12 protein-coding genes are annotated in these 16752 nt (G+C 40.5%); 6 read left to right on the top strand and 6 right to left on the bottom strand.

Going from position 1 to position 16752, the window contains the following annotated elements; translation table 11 throughout:
- Positions 1 to 61: 61 nt before the first annotated feature.
- The 4 genes from FTU64_RS01350 to aspA form a co-directional block, all read right to left on the bottom strand.
- The gene (locus FTU64_RS01350; protein WP_067762788.1) at positions 62 to 496 is read right to left on the bottom strand and encodes an HIT domain-containing protein; all 435 of its coding nucleotides are present in this window, start codon (positions 494 to 496) and stop codon (positions 62 to 64) included.
- A gap of 223 nt (positions 497 to 719) precedes the next feature.
- Entirely contained in the window at positions 720 to 4187 is a 3468-nt protein-coding gene (gene mfd, locus FTU64_RS01345) for a transcription-repair coupling factor (RefSeq protein WP_180059105.1), read from the bottom strand.
- Positions 4188 to 4366: 179 nt separating this feature from the next.
- Positions 4367 to 4723, bottom strand: a complete 357-nt coding sequence (locus FTU64_RS01340) for a hypothetical protein (RefSeq protein ID WP_078193486.1) — start codon at positions 4721 to 4723, stop codon at positions 4367 to 4369.
- 333 nt (positions 4724 to 5056) lie between these two features.
- Positions 5057 to 6505 (bottom strand): aspartate ammonia-lyase, encoded by a 1449-nt coding sequence (gene aspA, locus FTU64_RS01335; RefSeq protein WP_180059091.1) that lies wholly within the window; start codon positions 6503 to 6505, stop codon positions 5057 to 5059.
- 423 nt (positions 6506 to 6928) lie between these two features.
- Here aspA and putP point away from each other — a divergent pair, with 423 nt between their 5' ends.
- Positions 6929 to 8431 carry a sodium/proline symporter PutP gene (putP, locus tag FTU64_RS01330; RefSeq protein WP_180059090.1) on the top strand — a complete coding sequence of 501 codons (1503 nt, stop codon included), beginning with the start codon at positions 6929 to 6931 and terminating at the stop codon, positions 8429 to 8431.
- A gap of 62 nt (positions 8432 to 8493) precedes the next feature.
- On the opposite strand, the gene FTU64_RS01325 is transcribed toward putP, so the two are convergent.
- Complete coding sequence (locus tag FTU64_RS01325; protein WP_180059089.1) at positions 8494 to 8988, bottom strand: Lrp/AsnC ligand binding domain-containing protein; 495 nt, start codon at positions 8986 to 8988, stop codon at positions 8494 to 8496.
- Between the two features lie 133 nt (positions 8989 to 9121).
- Here FTU64_RS01325 and putA point away from each other — a divergent pair, with 133 nt between their 5' ends.
- From putA to FTU64_RS01305, 4 genes are all read left to right on the top strand, one after another.
- Positions 9122 to 12853: a trifunctional transcriptional regulator/proline dehydrogenase/L-glutamate gamma-semialdehyde dehydrogenase gene (gene putA / locus FTU64_RS01320; RefSeq protein ID WP_180059088.1), complete on the top strand. Its 3732-nt coding sequence runs from the start codon at positions 9122 to 9124 to the stop codon at positions 12851 to 12853.
- A 244-nt stretch (positions 12854 to 13097) separates the two neighbouring features.
- On the top strand, positions 13098 to 14180 hold the full coding sequence (trmA, locus tag FTU64_RS01315) for a tRNA (uridine(54)-C5)-methyltransferase TrmA (RefSeq protein ID WP_180059087.1): 1083 nt from the start codon (positions 13098 to 13100) through the stop codon (positions 14178 to 14180).
- Between the two features lie 252 nt (positions 14181 to 14432).
- Complete coding sequence (locus tag FTU64_RS01310) at positions 14433 to 14657, top strand: hypothetical protein (RefSeq protein WP_078193492.1); 225 nt, start codon at positions 14433 to 14435, stop codon at positions 14655 to 14657.
- Between the two features lie 262 nt (positions 14658 to 14919).
- The gene (locus FTU64_RS01305; protein ID WP_180007833.1) at positions 14920 to 15168 is read left to right on the top strand and encodes a hypothetical protein; all 249 of its coding nucleotides are present in this window, start codon (positions 14920 to 14922) and stop codon (positions 15166 to 15168) included.
- Between the two features lie 56 nt (positions 15169 to 15224).
- Here the strand turns inward: FTU64_RS01305 and FTU64_RS01300 are convergent, their stop codons facing one another.
- On the bottom strand, positions 15225 to 16001 hold the full coding sequence (locus FTU64_RS01300) for a phosphodiester glycosidase family protein (RefSeq protein ID WP_257222167.1): 777 nt from the start codon (positions 15999 to 16001) through the stop codon (positions 15225 to 15227).
- Between the two features lie 135 nt (positions 16002 to 16136).
- Here FTU64_RS01300 and FTU64_RS01295 point away from each other — a divergent pair, with 135 nt between their 5' ends.
- Positions 16137 to 16673, top strand: coding sequence for a lecithin retinol acyltransferase family protein (locus tag FTU64_RS01295; RefSeq protein ID WP_111883727.1), 537 nt, complete (start codon positions 16137 to 16139; stop codon positions 16671 to 16673).
- The last annotated feature ends 79 nt before the right edge of the window (positions 16674 to 16752 follow it).

The raw sequence follows: 16752 nt of genomic DNA, 5'->3' as shown, positions 1-16752 counted from the left end.
TCGATCGCCCCCATACGGACACTCATTCTTCTACTATCCTGATATTGTCCGTAAATCGGGATTAGTCCATACGCCAATCGAAAGGCATATCGCCTTGACCACGTAGTGCAAGCATTAGTGTTTGGCGCATATGTGCCAAGACATCATTGTTATAAGGAACTGCTGGCGTACCCCAAACTGGTTTCGGCCAAGCTACATCATTTTGATAACGAACAACATGATGAAAATGTAATTGTGGAACCATATTACCCAATGCAGCTACATTCATTTTGTCTGCACGGAATACACGTGACAATTGGCTTGATAACCAGCTTGATTCACGTAAAAACTGCTCTTGGTCTGCCTGACTTAATTCATAAAGCTCTGTAATTCCCGGAACACGTGGAATCAAAATAAGCCACGGGAATTGCATATCATTCATCAAACGACATGTTGACAGAGGAAAGTCGCCTACATAAAACGTATCTTGAGCAAGTTGTGGATGTAAACTAAACATATCTTTATAAATGATGCAAAATTAGAATGATGGCTAATACTATCACATCCTTATGGGTGTGAATATTCTGTACAGAACGTTTCATTACAAATAAACCGCATTTGAATAAAACGTTGCTTGCTTATGACTCTAATAAATTTTTCAAAAAAATCAAGCGTTTCTTCTATATAAAAAACACGCATAAAAATCTACTCATTCTAAACAAGCAATTTATACGCCAAATCTAGTGATTTGGCGCTAATTCCTTCAGTAAACTGTCTAATAAGTCATTTATAAATTGAATGCGTTTGTCATATTCTTCGAGCATGACCATCACTTTTAGACGCTGTCCACCTTCCATTCGGAAGAAAGTCGGATGCTTTTGCATCATTTGGATGATGGATATGGCTTGAACTGGTGTATCTGGCGAGAACTCAATACTGCCGCCATGTGAGCTGATATCAATTTTAGTAATACCCAATTGTTCCGCTTTTAAACGCAACTGATGGACAGAGAATAACTGCTTAACTGCTTGTGGTGGTAAGCCAAAACGATCGATCAACTCCATACGAATGTTATCGAGTTTCTCTTGAGTATCCGTATTACTAATGCGTTTGTAGAACAATAACCGTTGATGTACATCACCTAAATAATCATCTGGAATTAAGGCTGGCATATGCATGCTAATTTCAGCCGTTAATGATAATGGTGAGTCAAAATTAGGTGTTTTGCCTTTTTGAATGGCTTTGGTGGCTTTTTCAAGCATTTCCATATATAGACTATAACCGATGGTTTGCATTGAGCCACTTTGCTGTTCACCCAGCAACTCACCTGCACCACGAATTTCTAAGTCTTCTGTAGCCAACATGAAACCCGCACCCAAAGTCGATGCACGCGAAATGGCATCTAGGCGTTTTTCAGCATCACCCTTTAAGCCTTTGAGCGAAGGTACAAGTAAATAGGCGTATGCTTGATGGTGCGATCGACCAACACGACCACGTAATTGGTGCAACTGCGCAAGCCCCAGTTTATCTGCACGTTCAATCAAAATGGTATTGGCGTTTGGCACGTCAATCCCAGTTTCAATAATGGTTGAACACACCAGCACGTTATATTCTTTGTGATAGAACTGCTGCATGATTTGCTCTAGCTCACGCTCACGCATTTGACCATGTGCTACCGCGACTCGTGCTTCAGGAACCAATTCACGTAAAGTCTCTGCCGTGCGTTCAATGGTCTCGACTTCATTGTGTAAGAAATACACTTGCCCGCCACGTAATAGTTCACGCAAGATGGCTTCTTTAATCGAATCCCCAGTGTGTTCTTGCACAAAAGTTTTCACGGCAAGACGACGTGCAGGTGGCGTTGCAATAATAGATAGATCACGCATACCACTAAAAGCCATATTCAGCGTACGTGGAATAGGCGTTGCAGTTAGCGTTAGCATATCAACATCGGCACGTAAAGCTTTAATTCGCTCTTTATCACGCACACCAAAACGGTGCTCTTCATCCACGATCATGAGACCGAGATTTTTAAATTGCACACTTTCCTGCAAGATTTTATGTGTGCCAATCACGATATCCACTTTGCCTTCTGCGAGGTCTTCAATGGTTTTGGTATGTGATTTTGATGAACCAAAGCGTGATAGGACTTCAATACGTACAGGCCAGTCCGCAAAACGGTCTTTGAAAGACTCGTAGTGCTGCTGCGCCAACAACGTGGTTGGCACAAGTACAGCCACTTGTTTGTTATTTTGTACTGCCACAAATGCAGCACGCATGGCCACTTCTGTTTTACCAAAACCGACATCACCACAAACCAAGCGATCCATCGGCTTCGCTTGTTGCATGTCATACAGTGTCGCTTCAATAGCATTGGCTTGGTCTAAAGTTTCTTCATAGGCGAAGCCACTGGCAAACTGCATATACAGACTTTGATCCAGTTCAAATCCATAACCCGGCTTCGAGTGACGACGGGCTTGAATATGTAAAAGTTCTGCCGCCACATCATGGATCTGCTCTAAAGCCTTGCGTTTGGCTTTAGACCATGCATCTGTGCCCAATTTATGTAATGGTGCTAGATCTGGGTCACCACCACTGTATCGGCTAATTAAATGCAGGTTTGTTACAGGGACATACACCTTAGCTGCATCGGCATAGTCTAACTGCAAAAACTCATGGTCTTGGTCATCGATACTCAAGGTAATTAAACCTGCATATCGCCCCACACCATAATCAATATGAACCACAGGTGCGCCAATACTTAGCTCGGTTAAACTACGAACAAGAAACTCTTCTGATACTTCCTGTTGGCGTTTACGACGACGTTGAACCACACGGTGTTCATAAAGCTGATTTTCAGAAATTACACTGAGTTTGTCAGTTAGCAATAAACCACGATCTAAGGGCGCATTGGTGATCGCAATCGCATGCATAGAATGCATAAAATCATCAAAACTTTCGACCGTTGGGATATCACCCAAACTTGGACGCAATGCATCTTTTAAAGTTTCACGTCGACCAGCGCTTTCAGCCACCAAAAGCACTGGATAATTTGCCGCATCTATATATTGCTTAACCGCAGAAAATGGCTTTTCACGTTTTGGATCGACAGGTAAACGGGGTGGAATCTCAGCTGCAAGATTGATCACGCCATTGCGTTCATCAAAAGCCTCAGGCGAAGCCACGATACGACGACAGAGATTTAATTGTTCTAACACTTGATTTGGTTGTAGGAAAATCTGCTCTGGCGGCAAAATCGGTTGGTCGACATTATGACGACGGTCTTCATAACGACGCACAATGTCTGACCAAAACTGAATCAATGTGTCATCTATGGCTCTGTCTGTAATGACAATGCCATTCTCAGGTAAGTACGAAAACAGGGTACTTTGCTCTCTCATGGCTTGTTCAGAGAAGAACAACGGAAAATAAAACTCAATACCCGGTGAAGCTATACCATCTTGTACATCTTGATAAATTGGGTTTTTCTTTGGATTTGCTGTCGGAAAATTTTCCGCATATCGATCACGAAACAGTGAACGTGCTTCTTTTAATGGAAATTCTTTTGCAGGTAAAACCGTAAAATAATCTAAGTTTTGGGTGGTTCGCTGAGTTTCAGGATCAAAGAATTTGAGGGTATCGATTTCATCATCAAATAAGTCAATACGAATCGGTGAACTTTGCCCCGAAGCGTAAATATCCATGATGCTGCCGCGTACTGCAAATTCACCATGATCATAAACGGTATCCACCAAGTGATAGCCCGCTTGTACTAATCTTAATTTTTGTTGTTCGATATCAAATTTTTGACCCACTTTAATATCAAAGTGTTCACCTAATACCCAAGATGCCGGTGCAACTCGCTGCGCTAAAGTTGTTGCTGAAACCAACAACACACCTTGCTGTGGCATATTGGACAAAATCGCCAAGCGTTCAGAAACAATGTCTTGATGTGGCGACAGCCGGTCATAAGGTAAAATTTCCCAATCTGGGAAAATAGTCGGCTTGATTCCGTAAAATTCCAGCTCACTTTCTAACTGCCCGAGATGCTGATTATTACGTGCAACAATCACAAACAACTGTTTCGATTGTTTGCTAATTTCTTTAAATAATAATGCAGCAGATGAGCCTTGTAAGTTTCCGACCCACCGCTTTTCGCCAGCTTTAAGCTGTTTAAGATTGAGTTGTGAAATTTCTTGCTGGAACATGATGTAAATAGCTTTTAATGTTTTAATCACTTGGTGATCATATTAACACGATGCTTTTTACATTCCGAGATTTAAGCAACTATATACAGTGTTTTAACCAATGTGGATTTGCGTTTGAATTTTCTATTGATGAGTACCATTAACGCACCCATCAAACTCAAACACTGCAGTCCATTCACTTACTTACGATCACGGATGAATTGACGATAATAATCATTCAATAGTTTGACATAGAGTTTAAACTGCAACAGATTTTCTTCAGTATTGCCTAATCGTGCAACAAAGCGTTGACTTGCAATTTCCAAGTCTATTTTTTCATTGATAATCATTGCAGTCGCATAGAGCTGTTTTAAATCATCGAAATTTGTCATTTTTCTATTCGACAGATATTCCATACGTTCAGACAAAGTATTTAAGACTACGCCTTCAATGATATAGCCCTGAGTTTCATCATATTGAATGTGGTGTTGTTCTAAGTAAAGTTGCTCAGGCGACTCTTTAGCGCCTTTGAATAAATCGACTAACTTATTAAACATCTGACTATCTACAACATGATAAAAAACCTATTGTACTTCGATTACATCCTTTTTTGGGCAAGTTAAAGTATTTCTGACTTTATCTATGCGCTAAATTTTTCATCCAAACCTTCATGACTATATATAGAACTATAATTACTATCCTAAGCAAATATAGCGTTTTCTTTTCAACCCAATACTTTCTTTTAGAAATTAAGTTCCTATTAGAGACTTAATACATCACTGCTCAGATTAGTTCTCTAGCTTTACCACTGATTTCTTCAAATAAAAAACGAAGGATTAACCTTCGTCATTTACTCATCATGGGGCTATTTAAAAGTCTTAAATAAGCATTTAACTCACTTGAGCGAGTGGCATACTAAATGGTGTCACTTCAGAAACTAAATTTTCAATCGAGAAAATTTCATCCAATTGACTTACAGTTAACAGCTCTTGCTCTAAAACCACTTGGCGAATGGTTTTATTTTCGGCAATACATTGCTTACCGATTTCATCACATTTTGCATGACCTAAATATGGATCGAGTAAGGTCACGATTCCTACACTACGCATCACAGCATCAAAACATGCTTGCTCATTTGCCTGAATTCCTTGGATACATTTGCTATCTAATGTTTTTACGGCATTCACCAAAAGCTCAATCGATTCATTCATGGACAATGCAATGACCGGCTCCATGACATTTAATTGTAATTGCCCTGCTTCTGCGGCTAAAGTTATGGTTAAATCATTGCCCATCACTCGAAATGCAATTTGGTTGACCACTTCTGGGATCACGGGATTGACCTTTGCAGGCATGATCGACGAACCTGCTTGTAACTCAGGTAATCGAATTTCCGCTAAACCTGTACGTGGCCCAGAACTTAAAAGACGTAAGTCATTACAAATTTTAGAAAGTTTGACAGCTAAACGTTTTAAGCAACTCGATAATAAAATAAATACGCCACAATCGCTGGTTGCTTCGACATAGTCTTCTGCACCTTGCAATTTTAGACCGGTCAAATGAGCTAGATTTTCAACGGCCTTGGCCGCATAACCTGCAGGAGAATTCACGCCAGTACCAATTGCTGTCGCACCTAAATTAATTTCCAATAAAAGCTGTCGATTTTGCTCAATCAACTTCAAATCTTCTTTTAATAATGTTGCAAATGCACGGAACTCTTGCCCCAAAGTCATCGGAACTGCATCTTGTAACTGTGTACGCCCCATTTTGATGACATGTTTAAACTCATCAGCTTTAACATGTAAGCTTCCGATAAGTTGATTTAGCACTACAAATAAAGCATCAAAAGCACTATATGTCGCTAGACGCAGCGCTGTTGGATAGACATCATTGGTGGATTGTGACTTATTGACATGGTCGTTGGGATGAATCCTTTGATAACTGCCTTTCGCATCTCCGAGCGATTCAAGGACAATATTGGCAATGACTTCATTGGCATTCATGTTAATAGAAGTGCCTGCTCCACCTTGATAAATATCAATTGGAAATGAATCTGCCCATTGTTCTGGATGATCAATCAATGCATCACAGGCCTGCTGAATCGCTTGGCGAATATCATCTTGTATTAAGTTAAATTGGTAATTTGTTTCTGCTGACGCTTTTTTTACCTGAGCAATAGCGCGTACAAAGTTTAAATTTTGTCCGACATGCTGCTTTGATATTTGAAAGTTTTCGATGGCACGCAATGTATGTATACCGTAATAACATGACTGCGGGACTGCTTTATCCCCCAATAAATCATGCTCTATTCTCGTTTTTTCCATCTGAACCGTTGTCACTGCGCATTCCCTCTAATTACGCACCAAGACTGTGCATACCTCATATTCGACCTGTTCAAATCATCTCACTACAGATGATGTGATGCACATTTGCAACCAAATATTTCAAATGCACATTTCTTGTTCACTATGTAACATTGTGTAATTTTTACCTAATTTCATTAGTTCTCTTTTTGTGATGAAAAGTCTTAAGTAGATTTACATTTCAAAATTTAAATTCCCTTCTGTACAACATTTCAGCAGCACAATAAAAAATTCGATTTGTAATAAGAAAAAATATCATTTACGCAAAACACACATAAAATATGCTTAAAGGTTACAGAGTGTAATTTTTAAATCGTGCTTGAATCTGCGACTTACGACAGAAGTACAAATTTTCATCTAGGACAGAGATGATTTGCTTTCATTAAGGATGAACCGCCTATGAGCCATTTAAACCCGACATTAGTCACCTTTATTTTTTATATTCTTGCAATGCTTGCCATTGGTTTGTATGCCTACAAAGCTACGCATAACTTTGACGAATACATTTTAGGTGGACGAAGTTTAGGAAGTGTTGTGACTGCACTTTCAGCAGGTGCATCCGACATGAGTGGTTGGCTACTCATGGGTCTCCCTGGTGCAATTTATCTATCTGGTCTTTCCGAAGCTTGGATTGCAATCGGCTTAATTATCGGTGCTTGGTTGAACTGGTTGATCGTTGCTGGTCGCTTGCGTGTTCATACCGAATATCAAAATAATGCCCTGACCCTGCCCGATTATTTCACGAGCCGTTTTGCAGACCGTAAAAAGATTTTACGTATCATTTCAGCTGTAGTGATTTTAGTGTTCTTTGCGATTTACTGTGCTTCTGGCATGGTGGCTGGCGCACGACTTTTCGAAAGTTTATTCGGTTGGAACTACACAACAGCACTGTGGATTGGTGCAATTGCAACCATCAGCTATGTCTGTATTGGTGGATTCTTAGCGATCAGTTGGACCGATACTTTCCAAGCGGGTCTGATGATCTTTGCACTGCTGATCACACCGATCATCGCCTACCTTGCTTTAGGTGATAACAGTCAAAATCTTGCTGCTGTTTTGGAAACAGCTCGCCCACAAGCTTCTAATTTATTTGAAGGTTTAAGTACAGTTGCGATTTTATCCAGCATGGCGTGGGGCTTAGGCTATTTTGGTCAACCGCATATCTTGGTTCGCTTTATGGCAGCCGATTCTGTTAAAACCATTCCAAATGCACGTCGCATTGGAATGACATGGATGATCCTATGTCTAGGCGGTGCTGTAGCAGCCGGTTATATCGGTATTGCTTACTTCCAAGTTCACCCAGAACTGGCAAGCGTCGTTAATGCCAACCCTGAAACGGTATTTATGGAATTGACTAAAATTCTATTCAATCCGTGGATTGCAGGGATTATTTTAGCCGCAATTTTAGCTGCGGTGATGAGCACACTTAGCTGTCAGTTATTGGTATGTTCAACAACCTTGACGGAAGATTTGTACAAAGGTTTTATTCGTAAAAATGCATCGCAAAAAGAATTGGTTTGGATTGGACGTGCGATGGTCTTGGCAATTGCTGTATTTGCAATCACCTTTGCAATGAACCCTGCAAGTAAAGTTTTAGGCTTAGTGGCTTATGCATGGGCAGGTTTCGGTGCTGCATTTGGCCCGCTGATTATTCTTTCATTGCTGTGGAAACGTATGACGCTTAACGGAGCAATCATTGGCATGATCGTGGGTGCTGTGACTGTCATCGTGTGGAAAAACTACTTAGGCCACCTTGGTTTATACGAAATCATTCCAGGCTTTATTTTCTCTGCGATCAGTATCGTTGTGGTGAGCTTATTGAGCAAAGCACCTGAAGCTGAAGTTGTTGAACGCTTTGAAAAAGCCGAAGCGCAATATCAAAAAGAAATGTCTGAAATCTAAAATTTTTGACACTAAAAAAGGGGCTAAATGCCCCTTTTTTATACTCGATTATTGATGATTAGCTACTTCGGCCGAGCCGCAGGTTTCAGCTTAATTTGCATACTTTCTTTGATCACTTCCATCACAGGATAACTACGCGTTTCCTTGATACCAGGTAGCTGCCAAAGCACCTGCCCTGAAATTTTTCTAAATTCTTCCATATTTGCGCAGCGTATTTTCACCACAAAATCAAAACCACCGCTGATCATGTGACATTCTACGATTTCTGGAATTTGACGCACTGCATCCGAAAAATCTTCCAATACATTGGGCGTGGTTTTATCTAGTAAAATCTCCACAAGAACCACAAATCCATTGTTGAGTAAGACCGGATTTAAACGTGCTTCATAGCCTAAAATAAAACCCTCTTTCGATAATTTTTGCACACGTGCCAACGCCGCAGTGGGTGATAAATTCACCATTTCCGCAAGCTTAATATTGGACAATTTTCCGTCTTCTTGCAACAGCTCTAAAATTCGAATATCTATACGGTCTAAGCTCAAATATGGGCTAGTCATCTGAATTTTTCTCTAAATATTATTAAAACTATAGTGAGTTATTCGCTAAATATTCTGTAATGATAAATTAAATAAAGGATCAAGCTCAAGATTTATTTGCTCGTCATAGAACTTTGACACGGAAAATTGAAACATGAATGGAAAAGTATTTGAAGTCACGGGAAGCGATGACTACATCACTGAATTTAAAGACAAGAATAGCTTTGAACAATCGATTAATACAGCATGGCGTCGTGCTGAAACTGAGTGCATTGAAAACTTATTAGCACACAGTGAAATCCCTTCCCCGATCAGCGATCAAATTCAACAATTGGCTTTTGACTTAGCCCATTCATTACGTGAACGTAAAAGCGGTACAGGTAAAGCAGGCATTGTACAAGGCTTGCTACAAGAGTTTTCATTGTCTTCTCAGGAAGGCATCGCTCTAATGTGTTTAGCTGAAGCGCTACTCCGTATTCCAGACAAAGCAACACGTGATTTACTGATCAAAGATAAAATCAACCAAGGTAACTGGAAAGATCATGTTGGCCAAAGTAGCCTCATGTTCGTAAATGCTGCTGCTTGGGGATTAATGCTGACGGGCAAACTGATGGAAACCCCTCAACAAAAAAGTCTGTCTAGTCTATTGACGGGTATTTTAGCACGCAGTGGTCGTGGCATTATCCGTAAAGCTGTCGACGTGGCTATGCGTATGATGGGCGAACAGTTTGTCACAGGCGAGACCATCAATGAAGCGCTTAAACATGCAGAAGTATTAGAAGACAAAGGCTTCCGTTATTCATATGACATGTTGGGTGAAGCAGCATTAACTGAACCTGATGCTGAACGATATTATCAAGACTATACCGATGCGATCCACGCGATTGGTCAAGCCTCTGAAGGTAAGGATGTTTATAACGGAGCAGGCATTTCGATCAAATTATCTGCCCTACACCCACGCTACCAACGCTCACAGATCGACCGTGTACATAACGAACTTTATGGCAAAGTGCTTGAACTTGCTGTATTAGCCAAGCATTACAATATTGGTCTAAACATTGATGCTGAAGAAACTGACCGCCTTGAAATTTCTTTGGAACTACTTGAGCGCCTATGTTTTGAGCCTAAATTAGCGGATTGGAAAGGTATTGGATTTGTGATTCAAGCCTACCAAAAGCGCTGTTTCTATGTGGTCGACCATATTATTGACCTCGCTAAGCGTAGCCAAAAACGTTTAATGATCCGCTTAGTGAAAGGTGCATACTGGGACAGCGAAATTAAGAAAGCGCAAATTGAAGGTATGAGTGACTATCCTGTATTTACGCGCAAAGTTCATACCGACCTGTCTTATATTGCATGTGCTAAAAAGCTCTTGGCAGCGCCTGAGCAAATTTATCCTCAGTTTGCAACACACAATGCGCAAACTGTTGCTACGATCTACCAATTAGCACAGCCAGAGCTTTACTATCCAGGCCAGTATGAATTCCAGTGCCTTCACGGCATGGGTGAACCCCTCTATGAACAAGTGGTGGGTTCAAAGTCTGACAACAAACTGGGTGTGCCATGTCGTATTTATGCACCAGTGGGTAACCATAAAACCTTATTGGCCTATTTGGTTCGACGTTTACTGGAAAATGGTGCGAATACCTCTTTCGTCAACCGTATTGCAGATAAAAACTTAAAAATTGAAGATTTAATTGAAAATCCAAGACAGACGATATTAGCGACGGCTGAAAAAGAAGGTATCACTGGCGCTAAGCATCCTTCTATCCCATTTCCGCAAGATTTGTATGGCTCAGAACGTCGCAACTCAAAAGGACTCGATTTAGCCAATGATCGCGACTTATCTCAGCTCAATACTACGGCAGTACAGCATGCGCATACCCAATGGCATGCCAGTGCAATGGGTGCTAATTTAGAAGAAATTCATACTGCAAGTATCAACATTACAAACCCTGCAAACCGTAGTGATGTGGTCGGCAGTGTCAGTGAAGCTAGTCTAGAGCAAGCGGAAATCGCTCTCAATAATGCGGTAAATGCCCAAGCTTCATGGAAAACTTTAGACAAAGATCAGCGTGCAGCATGCTTAAACCGTGCGGCAGATTTGATGGAAGCACAATTGCAATCTCTCATGGTGTTGTTGTCACGTGAAAGTGGTAAAACCTATGCCAATGCAATTGCTGAAGTCCGTGAAGCTGTAGATTTCCTACGTTATTATGCAGCTCAAATAATTGATCTAGCAGAGAATACGCAAATTGAACCCCTAGGTACTGTGCTGTGCATTAGCCCATGGAACTTCCCGCTTGCTATTTTCACAGGTCAAATTGCTGCAGCCTTGGTTGCAGGTAATACCGTGATTGCCAAGCCTGCTGAACAAACGCCTCTGATTGCTGCTCAAGCTGTACATATTTTATGGGAAGCAGGTGTTCCCTTCGATGTATTGCAACTTCTCCCTGGCCGTGGCGAAACCATTGGGGCCAAACTCAGCGCGGACTCACGTGTCCAAGGCATCATGTTTACAGGCTCAACGGAAGTCGCACGTATCTTGCAAAAAACCGTTGCACAGCGCTTAAACCAATTTGGCGAAAGTGTGGTTTTGATTGCTGAAACTGGTGGTCAAAATGCCATGATTGTTGACTCATCAGCATTGACAGAACAAGTGGTATTGGATGTCGTTAACTCTGCCTATGACAGTGCAGGTCAACGCTGTTCTGCCCTGCGTATTCTCTGTGTGCAAGAAGATAATGTGGACGTAGTCCGTACCATGTTACAAGGTGCGATGAAGCAACTTCGTGTCGGAAATCCTGCACTTTTAGCAACTGACATTGGCCCAGTGATCGACCTTGAAGCACAACAAAATATTGAAAAACATATTGAGAAGATGCGTAGCAAAGGCTATCCCGTACATCAAATCATGTTTAATGCTGATAGCAATGCCTTAAGTACGGGAACTTTTGTTGCACCAACTTTAATTGAACTTCCACATTTAAATGATTTAGAACGCGAAGTTTTTGGGCCAGTATTGCATTTAATCACCTACAAATATGGTGAGATTGAAAACCTATTAACGCAAATCAATGCCAAAGGTTATGGTTTAACCATGGGCTTGCATACACGTATTGATGACACGATTCAAAAAGTTATCGGTCATGCAGAAGTTGGCAACCTATACATTAACCGTAATATTGTAGGCGCTGTGGTTGGTGTACAACCTTTTGGCGGCGAGGGCTTATCAGGTACTGGTCCAAAAGCGGGCGGTCCTTTATATCTTTACCGTTTAATGCATCAAGTTTCTGAGAAAAAACTGGCTACACCTTATGCGGCTCAGGCAGAAACGCAAGCTGCACACTTCCCTGCATATGAGGCTTTTAACACTTGGGCGAAGCAGCATTTTTCAGGCATTGCTATTCAAGCACCGCAGGCCATAGCCGCTGGACAAAGTTTTGAGCTACAAGGCCCAACTGGTGAAAACAACCAATATGCCATTTTGGCACGTAAAGGTGTGCTTTCATTGGCTAATAATGATGCAGATCAACTGAATCAAATTGCTGCGATTTTATCGGTAGGTAGTCAGCCCGTCGTACTTGCAGACAATACTTTTGTGTTGAAACACTTAAATAGCATGCCGAAAATTCTCGTGGACCAATTTAAAGTGATCACGGATATTTATCATGGCAATTTTGATGCGGTTTTACATCATGGTGAAAAAGCTGAGTTATTAAAAATTCAACAAGTCATCGCGTCTCGTGAAGGTGCAATTATTGGCATTACACATTTAGCTTCAGGTCAATATGACATCCCTGTAGAGCGTTTCGTGATTGAGCGGGCAATCAGTGTCAATACAGCGGCAGCCGGTGGTAATGCCAGCTTAATGACGATGAATTAAATGTTGGAATGAACTCCAACTAATCAGTTCCTCACTTATCAGTTCCTCACTTAGCTCAATCTTTATGAATGTTCCATAAAGATTGAGCGTTTTTTTAACTTCCCCTAGATAAATATTCTATTTAGCGTATTCAGATTTATCTTCACGACAGATAAATACAGCCAAAAGTGGAATTAATTTAGTCTTATAAGGTGAATTTTGCTAACATGACTTTTTTTAATATGTTTGCGATTTTTTACTGCATATGACTTCAACTTATCAGCAACAACTTGATGCCAAAGTTGCCCGCATTACGGCTCAATTTTCAGAATACAACCCTCCCTCTTTAGAAGTTTTTCCTTCTGCTGAACAAAACTTTCGTATGCGAGCGGAATTCCGAATTTGGCATACTGAAAATGATATGTTCTATGCAATGTTTGAACGCAATGCAGACAATGAAAAACAAGTTGTCGAAATTAAAGATTTCCCGATTGCAGATAAAAGCATTAATGATTTAATGCCCGTATTATTAAATGAACTCAAGGCACAAGAGATCTTATCTAGCCGATTATTTGAAGTTCATTTCTTAGCAACGCTGAAAGGTGAAATGCTGGTTTCATTGGTTTACCGCTGCCCGCTAAATGCTGAATGGGAAGTTGCTGCCAAAGCGCTGTCTGCAAAGCTCAATATCAAGATTTATGGTCGTAGTCGTGGTCAGCGCGTGATTTTGACTGATGACTATGTGATTGAAGAACTCCAAGTGTTTGACCGTAAATATCAGTACAAACAAATCGAAAGTAGCTTCACGCAGCCCAATGCCGGCGTATGTCAAAAAATGCTGGAATGGGCGTGTCAGGCTGCCGATCATTCAGACAAAGACTTACTTGAGCTCTACTGTGGTAATGGTAATTTCACGCTGCCTCTTTCAACACGCTTTAATCGCGTTTTGGCAACCGAATTAGCCAAGTCTTCAGTTTATGCCGCGCAGTGGAATATTGAGCAAAATGGTATTGATAATATCCAAGTGGCTCGTCTTTCAGCTGAAGAGTTTACCCAAGCCTACAATGCTGAACGTACATTCCGCCGCCTTGAAGAAGCTGAGATTGAAATTTCAAGCTATAACTTCGATACGGTATTTGTCGATCCACCGCGTGCAGGTATCGATGATGAAACACTAAAACTGTTGCAACGTTTTGAACGCATTATCTATATTTCATGCAACCCAGATACTTTGCATGACAATCTCAAACTACTTTCACAAACGCATAAAATCAGCAAATTTGCCTTGTTTGATCAGTTCCCTTATACACACCATGTAGAGTCTGGTGTGTTTCTTGAGAAGATTTAAACAAATTATTTCAAGTCATGTTGTTGTCATAAAAGGAGCTTTCTAAAAGCTCCTTTTTTATATACTAAAAAAGCTTTATATTCTCGCCACATGCGGTGTAATGGATACCTTTCTATATCAATTAAGCAAAGATTCTAAAAGTCCAATCGAAAAAATGATCATTCAACTGGCTAAAATATCACTTTAGTAGTCTTGCTTTATTTATTGGATTGGTTATATTTCGTCCTATGTTAGGTCGCAAATGAAGGCTCTATGAGTTTTTGGCATAAGTTGTTCGCTACAGAACAGCAAAACGGGCATAAGAATCAAATTGCCTGTGTTGAAAATGATTGCTCTTGTAAAACCAATGAACAGCTTATTGCTGCTCTTACAAAGGCAACGGATGAAGATGTTATCCTCGGTATCAAAAAAGTACTCGCTTCGCGCGGTTATAGCCGTAAGGAATTAAATGAAATCCAGCATCTACCTCTACAGTAGAGTCTGAACATTCAATGTTCAAACAAGGCATTCTGTTTTACAGAGTGCCTTTTTCATTTTTAGTCTAATCAAAAGTATGCCGCTTATTTACAGATCAGGTTTTGTGGATTGGCCACATCGCTATTTACAGCTTTTATGCTATGCTCCAAGGCAACTCAGTGATGTCTATTTTTTAAACACACGACAATAAAACCTAATATTGCACTAAATTAGAGACAGATGACCTCTAAACAGCATTGATATAAAAACTAAAGGAATGCACATGAATAAATTAACAAATTGCCTAATCGCCTGCTGCATACTTAGTCTAAGTGCTTGTAGCCAAATTCCCAAAGAATGCGAAGAATCTTGGGACAAACTCGAAGCCTTGTCGAAACAAATGGGCTTAAACGAAGAACAAATCAAAGAACAGAAAAAACAGTTTGAAGAAAGTATTAAAAAACAATCTAAAGAACAAGCCATTCAAATGTGCCAAACCCAAAGTACCTTTTTAGGTTTAGTCGGCAAATAAACAGTAGTTGCTATCAATCTAAACACTGTACAGATGAAGTCCAATTATTCGGGCTTTTATTGTTTGCATTGAAATGCTGTTGTATACGCTACAATTGGCCCTAAAGGTTTTAAACTTGAATCATGTCTATTCAACGCTTGGATATCTGCACTAGACACAGATCCATCTAAATACAAGGCATTGTTAATCGATAATTGCTGCTTAAAATATTGTGCAAATGCATAAAACGACACGCCTTCACGACTGATCACAAAATACAACTTGCCGTTTTTGATCCCCACACCATTGCGGATTTTCAATGAATCTGACTGTGGGATAAAGTTTGGATTGATTTTTCCATCTACCACCAGCATTGGACCTGACTGCGTTGCATAACGTGCCTTAAAATCTGTGGAAGCATATTTTTGTGTGGTTGATATCACCGCTTGCTTGCCATTCCATGCTAGAACACCATTCGGCTGAATTAAAAAATTACCAAAGCCTCGTGTTGCACGATTCAAGGCTTTTTTCTGCACTCCATTTTCAACGTATAGACCAACAGGTGCTAAGTCTGCATGATACATCCCGGCATTCATTGCGAAGTTCATCGTATTACACTTACGCGCTAATACCTGCTTTAGTCGCTGTAGGTCTTGATATGGCTGCTGCTGTGTATCATATAAATAGAGCTTCAGTTGACTCAGATCGGAAATTTCAACCACATCCACGGCAATAGGCTGACTGACACGTTTCGCTTGAATATTGGCATAGGAAATACTCGGTGAGAAAATCAGACCGAGCAGCATCATAAAGCGCATTTTTTTAAACATTGAGGTTAATTGAAGACCAAGCATGACCCTATCCATAGCGCACGTTAAAAATCGAACAAATTTTAGCTAAATCATCGCTAAAATAGTCGATTAATTCACAGATTAAAAGTAGACTAATCTTTAAAAATAATTCGGATTTAAAGTAGGACTGGTAAATACATGCATGTGCAGAAAGATGGTTTTCCTCTTGGAACACATCTGATTGTTAAACACTTCGGTTATAGCCATCATGGCATATATGCCGGCCGCGGTAGAGTCATTCACTACTCAGGTTTTGCACACCTTTTCAAAAAACATCCGATTGAAATGACTTCTATCGAAAATTTCAGTCACGGCAAAAAAATCATCGTTCAGTCGTACAGCAATCCAAAATTTAAAGGGCGTAAAGTGGTGCGTCGCATGCGCTCACGTATGCATGAAAACAACTATCATCTGATTATTAATAACTGCGAACACTTATGCACATGGGCCATTACCGGTGTTGAAAGTAGTCCTCAGGTGTTTCGTATGATGAACCGACTCACCACGATTGGTTATGTCAGTTCTCTGATGAGTTTTATGAGTAGCATGATGCTGACCGTGACCACTACTTGCTTTGCACTGGTGTTCTATATCAAAAAGAAACTGCGCGAAAAAGCCAAAATGCAGATGCCGGTTTATACCTATTTAAAGCGTGAAGAACATAAAAATCGTTAATTCACTGCAGCAGCATTGAACCGTGGCTTTATCAAATTTCAATACATCAGCACATTGCTTAGAAATACTGCGCTAATAC

The sequence above is a fragment of the Acinetobacter sp. YH12128 genome, from assembly GCF_013418655.1.
GTDB classification, from domain to species: domain Bacteria; phylum Pseudomonadota; class Gammaproteobacteria; order Pseudomonadales; family Moraxellaceae; genus Acinetobacter; species Acinetobacter amyesii.
Note: the sequence above shows the minus strand (reverse complement) of the source record. Positions and strands in the feature narration are given on the sequence as shown.